5 protein-coding genes and 1 pseudogene are annotated in these 7,307 nt (G+C 75.0%); 4 read left to right on the plus strand and 2 right to left on the minus strand.

Features of this window, described 5'->3' with window-relative positions; translation table 11 throughout:
• Positions 1-29 precede the first annotated feature (29 nt).
• Entirely contained in the window at positions 30-332 is a 303-nt protein-coding gene (locus tag ACZ6X9_RS09830; RefSeq protein WP_469777407.1) for a YciI family protein, read from the plus strand.
• Between the two features lie 458 nt (positions 333-790).
• Positions 791-1,204 (plus strand): spore wall synthesis regulator SsgD, encoded by a 414-nt coding sequence (gene ssgD, locus ACZ6X9_RS09835; RefSeq protein ID WP_469777408.1) that lies wholly within the window; start codon positions 791-793, stop codon positions 1,202-1,204.
• 228 nt (positions 1,205-1,432) lie between these two features.
• Here the strand turns inward: ssgD and ACZ6X9_RS09840 are convergent, their stop codons facing one another.
• Positions 1,433-1,936 (minus strand): inorganic diphosphatase, encoded by a 504-nt coding sequence (locus ACZ6X9_RS09840; RefSeq protein WP_469777409.1) that lies wholly within the window; start codon positions 1,934-1,936, stop codon positions 1,433-1,435.
• Positions 1,937-2,446: 510 nt separating this feature from the next.
• Entirely contained in the window at positions 2,447-3,589 is a 1,143-nt protein-coding gene (locus tag ACZ6X9_RS09845; RefSeq protein WP_469777410.1) for a DMT family transporter, read from the minus strand.
• Positions 3,590-3,996: 407 nt separating this feature from the next.
• Between ACZ6X9_RS09845 and ACZ6X9_RS09850 the strand changes: the two genes are divergently transcribed.
• Both ACZ6X9_RS09850 and ACZ6X9_RS09855 read left to right on the plus strand, forming a co-directional pair.
• On the plus strand, positions 3,997-5,625 hold the full coding sequence (locus tag ACZ6X9_RS09850; protein ID WP_469777411.1) for a flavin monoamine oxidase family protein: 1,629 nt from the start codon (positions 3,997-3,999) through the stop codon (positions 5,623-5,625).
• Positions 5,622-7,307, plus strand: a pseudogene (locus ACZ6X9_RS09855) (ferritin-like domain-containing protein); the annotation flags it as partial. The gene ACZ6X9_RS09850 and the pseudogene ACZ6X9_RS09855, both read left to right, overlap by 4 nt.

Raw genomic sequence — 7,307 nt, forward strand, 5'->3', positions numbered from 1 at the left:
GACGGGCGCCCGGGCCGTAGCCTGTGATCATGTTCGTACTGGAGCTGACCTACATCGCGCCGCTGGACCGTGTCGAAGCCGCGCACGCCGAACACCTCGCCTGGCTGGACGCGCACTACGCGTCGGGGGTGTTCCTCGCCTCCGGGCGCAAGGTGCCCCGGGACGGCGGGATCATCCTCGCGGTCGGCGAGGACCGGGCGAAGATGGAGGAGATCACGCGGAGCGATCCGTTCTCGGTGGCGGGGGTGTGCGAGTACACGATCACCGAGTTCGTCCCCACCAAGACGGCGCCGGCGCTGGAGGCTTACCGGCAGCAGCGGCCTCCGTCCTGAGCCGTCCTCCCACGGCTGGGGCGCAGGGGCCAGGATTCAGGGGCCGGAATCCGGGGTGAGGGGCGAGCATCCAGGGGCCGGAATCAGGGGTCGAAGGTCGGGCCGCATCGGTTGCAATCTTCCTCCGGAGCACCGCGGTTGCGCCGCTGCGCGCTGCGACGCCGGCTGACGGGAGGCCGCCGCCCGGCCATCGCTGTCACCGCCGTCACCGCTGTCGTTGCTGTCACCCCTGCGACCACTGAGGCACCAGGCAACGGAAGACTGTTACGCGCGGTCTCTCACGCTTGACGGAAGCGCTTGCCTTCATAGGCATAGAGGCGAAATGCCCTGTTCATTCAAGGGCCGTGACGCATCTCACGCTCGAATCAAGCACTGAGTCTCACAATCCTCCGTCTCACCCTGCGGAGTGCCACGGCCCCCGCCATCGGGAAGACCAACCAACCGCAAGGGAGAAGGCGTTGCCGACCGTCATCGACCAGGCCGTCCAGGCCCGACTCATCGCGTCCTCCCCCCAGTCCCGTTCCGTCCCCGCCCATCTCCGGTACCAGCGCGCCGACCCCTTCGCCGTACGCATCGCCTTCCCGCCGGCCGCCTCGCTCGACGGCGCCGAGGTCGAGTGGGCGTTCGCCCGTGAACTGCTGGCCGGCGGGCTGCTGTCGCCCTCGGGCGGTGGTGACGTCCGGGTCTGGCCGTGCGGGCCGGAGCGGACCGTCCTGGAGTTCCACGCGCCGGAGGGCGTGGCGATGGTGCAGATCGACACCGCCGAACTGCGCGGTTTCCTTGCCCGTTCGTACGCGCTGGTGCCGGTGGGCGGCGAGGCCGGCTGCCTCGACGTCGACGGGGGTGTCGAGGCGCTGCTGCGCCGGCTCTGACGACCGCCGGTGCCGCGTCGGCGCCGAATACCGACCGGTCGGACTGCCGGGCGCCGGCCTGGCGTACCGAAGCGGGTCCTCTCCCCTGCCCGGCGGCCGATCCTCGTCCGGTCGTCGGTCCTCGTCCGGTCGTCGGTCCTTGTCCGGTCGTCGGTCCTTGTCCGGTGGACGATCCTTGTGCCGTGGCCGGCTCCTGCCCGGCGGCCGGCCCTGTGCGGTTGCCTGCCCCTACCCGCCGGCCGGCCTTTCCCCCGCGTTCCCCGCGCGGGCGCGGGAAGCGAGGATCTCCGCCTCGGCCGCCGCGCGGTCGGCCCAGCAGGCGTTCTCGACGGACTTGCCCGGCTCCAGTTCCTTGTAGACCGCGAAGAAGTGCTGGATCTCCAGCCGGTCGTACTCCGGGAGGTGACGCAGGTCGCGCAGGTGCTCGTGACGGGGATCGGTGGCCGGCACGCACAGCACCTTGTCGTCCTCCCCCTGTTCGTCCCGCATCCGGAACATGCCGATCGCCCGGCAGCGGATCACCACCCCGGGGAACGTCGGATCCCCGGCCAGCACCAAGGCGTCCAGCGGCTGCCCGTCGGCGCCCAGCGTGCCGTCCACGTAGCCGTAGTCAGCGGGGTACCGGGTGGACGTGAAGAGCAGCCGGTCCAGCCGGATGCGCCCGCGCCGGTGGTCCATCTCGTACTTGTTGCGGCTGCCTTGCGGGATCTCCACGACGACGTCGAAGTCCACGGGCGCTCCTCGGTAGACGGCGGCGCGTCGGCTCTGACGCGGCCGGCACCCATGGTGGCGCCGCGGGCGCACGGGCACCACGGTGCGGTTCCGGCCCGCGCACGGGGCCCGGCGGGCCGGCATCCGGTGAACAGGCCTGATGTGAGCGTGCGGACGGGGCAGCGCGGGTCCGGGTCCGGTCCGGTTTCGCGGTGCCGGACGGCCCGTTGGTCGTCAAACCGTCGGCCCACGGACATGTCAGTCCGCCGGCCCCTCGGCCCACGGACATGTCAGCCCGCCGTCCCGTCAGCCCACGGACGCGCCAGTCCACCAGCCCGTCAGCCCCACGGACACCTCAGTCCACCGACTCGTCAGTCCGCCGGCCCCTCAGCCCACCCGCCCGTCAGTCCGTCGGCCGCCGGCCCGCCAGCCCATCGTCCGCAAGACCGCCGACCCGCCAGCCCGTCACAGTCCGCCGGCCCGCCGACCATCGGCCCACCAGCCCCATCGGCCCACCAGCCCGCCGGCCCGTCACCCCGCCCGGGACCGCTGCCGCGCCGACGCGACCAGGCACCGTCGGCCGGCCCGGGTGACGGGTCGCCGGCGTCCCTGCCCGGGCGGTGGGCCGGCCGATGGGCCCTGCTGCGGTACCGACGGACGGTAGGGGTCAGCCGTCCGCGGGTGCCCGGGCCCCGGCCCCGCACCCGGTGCGGGCACCGCCGACCCCACCGGCCCGAACGGCTCCGCGGGCACCCCGCCTCCCCGCCGCGGGCCGACGCCGCCGGCCGCTGCCACCTCCGCCCTTGCGGAGGCACCCGCGGCCGCCCCCGACGGCTCAGGGGCCTCCGCGACCCCCACCCCCCGGAACGTCAGCATGACCACCCCGCCCGCCGCCGCGGCACCCGCCAGCCCCGCGAGCACCCCGCCCGTCGGGCCGTACCGGAAGGCCTCGCCCAGGGAGCAGACGCCCACGGCGGCGGCCACGACGGGGTTGACGACGGTGACGGTGGCCAGCGGTGCGGCGAGGCCCGCGCCCCGGTAGGACGCCTGGGAGAGCAGCATGCCCGCCGAGGCGAAAGCGGCCGTCATGACGAGGGTCGGGAGAAGCGCCCCGGTCCGGTGCCCGGTGACGTCCTCGGCCGCGGCCTTGGTGAAGACCGAGCCCATGCCGAAGGCGACGCCCGCCGCCGCGGCCAGCAGGACGCCGCGGACGACGGGCCGGCACGCCCGGCGGGCGGCGAGGGCGGGCAGCACCACGGCGGCGCTCACGACGGCAGCGAGCAGCGGGCGTTCGCCGGCCGGGAGGGATTCGGTGCGGGGCGGTCCGGTGAGGGCGAGCAGTCCGGCGAGGCCGCCGGTGGCGAGCAGGGCCCCGCGGTAACCGGCTGCGCCGACCGGCCGGTGCGCGAAGACGGCCGCCATGGGCAGCGCGAAGACGATGGTGAGCGCCCCCATGGGCTGTACCAGGCTCAACGGCCCCCAGGCGAGCGCCAGTACGTGCAGCCCGGCGCCCAGGCCGGTCAGGGCGACCGCGCCCCACCAGGCCCCGCTGCGCAGCGGTCCGCGGACCCCGCCGCCGGCCGCCGCGGCGACCCGCTCCTGCACGATGGCCGCCGCCGCGTAGCAGACGGCGGACACCAGGCAGAGCAGCACCGAGAGCGCGAGCAGGCTCACGAGGTGCCCCTGTGGTCCGTACCGTCGTCACCGTCGTCCTTCATACCTCCACGATGCCGCGCCCCGCGCGCCGCGTCCTCGTCCCTGGGAACGGGGTTGCCCGTACTCCCGATGGAGTACGACCACGCGGTGGGCCGACGGTGCAGGTGGGGCGGTCCTTCCGTCGCGTGGCGGTGAGCGCTCCGCAGCATTCTCCTTCGGCAGGGGCGGCCGGGTGCGCTTACCCCGCGCGCGTAATTCCTCTACGCCCGTCACCTGCCGACCTGCCGGAACCCCGGGACGTCCCTCCTGCCCGGAAAAACCGTTGTGCGCATTCCGATCCCGCGGCGTCTCTAGGAACCACAAAATGGAAATAGGTCGCATTTACGGGGGGACCTTCAATGTCCGGCACGTCTGAAGTTTGGCATGTGCACACGTTCGACGGAATCGAACAGGAAAGGCCGCGCGTCCTGGTGCTGGGGGCCGGGGTGGCGGGGCTGACCACCGCCTACGAGCTGGAACGCCGAGGCTTCCGGGTCGAGGTGATCGAGGGCGACAGCCGCATCGGCGGCCGCGTCCTCACCCACCGGTTCGGCACCGGGCCGCACGCTCCGGCGGTGGAGCTCGGCGCCATGCGCATACCGGCGCACCACCGCCTCACGCTCGAATACATCGACCGCATGGGCCTCACGGGGAAGCTCCGCGGATTCACGACTCTCCTGTCCGAGGAGAACGCCTTGTTGCGTATTCCTTCGGGCTTCGTCCGGATCCGGGAGGCCTCGGGGCCGCTGTGCGAGGCGTTCCGCGCGGAGCTCGCGCTGCGCGGCGCGGACCACCGGTACGCCGCCCCTGTCGTCGCCTTCGGCGCCTGGCTGACCGCCGTCGTCGACGCCACCGCCCCGCCCGAACTGCGCGCGGCGCTCCGCGACGACCTGCACCGTCAGCTCCTCGACCTCGTCGCCCGCCTCGACGTGACGCCCCACCTGCGGGGCCCTGCGCGCGACCGGATCGACCTGCACTCCCTGTTCTCGGCCCACCCGGAGGTCCGGACGGGGTGCAGCGGGCGGCTGAACAGCTTCCTGGACGACATCCTCACCGAGACCAGCCCCGCCCTGCTCCGCCTGGAGGGCGGCATGGACCAGTTGCCGCGCCGGCTCGCCGGCCGGCTCAAGGGCCGCCTCGCCTGCGGGCGGCGGGTCGTGGGCATCGACGTCCGGGACGACGGCGTGCTCGTCCGCGTGCGCGCCGGGGCGCGCACGGTCGTGGAGCACGCCGACTTCGTGGTCTGCACACTCCCCTTCCCGGCGCTCCGGCGGCTGAGCCTGAGCGGCGTCGACGACGACAAGCGCGCCGTACTGGAAGACGTCGTCTACTGCCCGGCCACCAAGGTGGCCCTCCACTGCCGTGAACCCTTCTGGGAGGACGAGGGCATCCGGGGCGGTGCGTCGTTCACCGGCGGGCTGATACGCCAGACGTACTACCCCGCGGCGGACGACGACTCCGGCGCGGACGAGGGCCCCGGCAGGGAGGGTGGCACCGCGTGGGACGTCCGTAACCGCTCGGCGAACGCCCGGAACGCGGCGGACGTCGCGGGTGCGGCGAACGCCCCGGGCACGGCCGGCGGCCCTCCGGGCCGTGGCGCCGCGCTGCTCGCCAGCTACACCATCGGCGACGAGGCCGAGCGGCTCGGCCGGCTGCCGGCCCGCCGGCGGCACCGGCTCGTCCTCGACGAACTCGCCGCCGCCCATCCCCGGCTCCGGCGGCCCGGCATGGTGCTGGGTGCGACAAGCGCCGTCTGGGGGACATCGCGCTGGAGCGGCGGCTGCGTCACGCGCTGGGGCAGGTCGGCCGCCGAGTGTGAGATGGAACGGCTGCGGGCGGCCCGTCCGGCCGGCCGGCTGTTCTTCGCGGGCGAGCACTGCTCGACGGCGCCCGCCTGGATCGAGGGCGCCATCGAGTCCGCGCTGCACGCCGTCCACCAGGTCGTCCACTACGCGCCGCCGGCCCGCGTCCTGAGCGTGCCCGGCCGCCGGGGACGCGCGGGGGCCCTGCGATGAGCGTCTTCGACCTGCCCCGGCTGCACTTCGCCGGCGTCGCGACGACCCGGCTGCCCACCGGGCCGCGCAACGGCCTGACCGACCTGGCGGGCCCGCGCGCCCTCATGGACGACGGTCCGGAGCCCACCGCGTTCCCCGTCGACCGCCCCGCCGGCGAGTACCACGCCTGGCTGCGCCGCCGCGGTCCCCGCCACGACCGGCACGGACGCCCGTGCCCCGACGGCGAGTTCAGCATGGCGGCGGGCTGGAACTTCGACGGCAACGGGCACTTCCTGTTCGACGCGCGCATCACCGCCGTCCAGGGCCCGGACGGGCGGACGGACACCGAGGACCCGGTCGTCGGGCGCGCCGTGGACGTCTGGGGCCACTACAACCCGTACCTGCGCACCACCGTCAACAGAGCCCGGGTCTTCGACCTCGACCCCGCGTCGCGGTGGACCACGGCGCTGATGACGGGCCGGTTCGGGTTCGGCCGGCTCGGCCGCTCGCACGACGACGGCTACCTGTTCACCGGGGGTGTGACCGGCTTCCAGCCGCCACGCTGGGTGCAGTTCGGGCGGATCGTGGACGTCGGCGAGCACGTCCTGGCCGACCAGTTGCGTTACGCCGCCGTCCATCAGTTCGTGGTGGTGCGGGAGGCGGCGGAGTGGCTGCCCGGCGCGGTCCGCTCCCCCGCCGCGCAGGCACTGCGCTCGGCGGTCGCCGAGGGAGGCGCGGACGGTCTCGTCGTCCGGTTCGCCCTGGACGCCATGAGCACCCCGGTGGTCCCCGACGCCCCGAACCACTGGCGCGTCCGGGGCACCATCGCCCCCTGGTACGCCCACGAGCTGCGCACCTACCCCGCCGGGCGGCTGCTGGAGCCGGTGCCCGGCAGCCCGCTGCGGCACCTGACGGTGCGGCTGACGGACGACCGCGCGGAGCTCGACATGATCACCGCGGTCCCCGTCACCCACCGGGCGGAACGGGCCGGGCCGGGCCCCCTGCACACGCTCGGACCGGCCCTGGACCTGGGCGACCTGGAGCTGCGGACGGCGTCGGGGGCACTCGTCGCCCGGCTGCCCGCCGGCGCGTATCCCTCGGACGCGACCTCGGGGCTCGTCACCGTGCCCCGGGCCCCCGGCCGCCGCCCGGAGGACGCGGACGACTCCGCCTCCTCGTCACAACTGTTCCTGACCCGGACGACGCCCGATGGGCGGCGGCTGACGCTCCTGGCCGAGCGGGAGGCCGTCGTCCAGTCGGACGACGCGCTGGTGGTACTGCACCACCGTGACCGCGCGCGCGGCGCCGACCACGCCGTCCGGGTGCGCCTGCGCTCGTTCCTCCGCGGGCGCCCGGCGCCCGTACAGGTGCGCGTACGCCAGTTCTACAACCCCCGCGCGCTGCCCGCCGACCCCACGGCGGGCGCGCCGGGCGCGCGCTGCGCCGACGCGGTGATGCTGGGGTTGCGGGCGGGGCGGGGGGTGGGTGCGGGCACGGGCGCGGCTACGGGCGTGGGTACGGGTACGGGTGTGGGTACGGGTGACCGGCCGGGGGGAGGCGCGGGCACCGGCCCGGACCGCGGGACAGGCCAGGCGACCGGCAGCGCGGGCAGCGCGGGCAGCGCGGGCAGCGCGGGCAGCGCGGGCAGCGCGGGCAGCGCGGGCAGCGCGGGCAGCGCGGGCAGCGCGGGCAGCGCGGGCAGC

This window comes from Streptomyces sp. NPDC052910 (genome assembly GCF_055585605.1).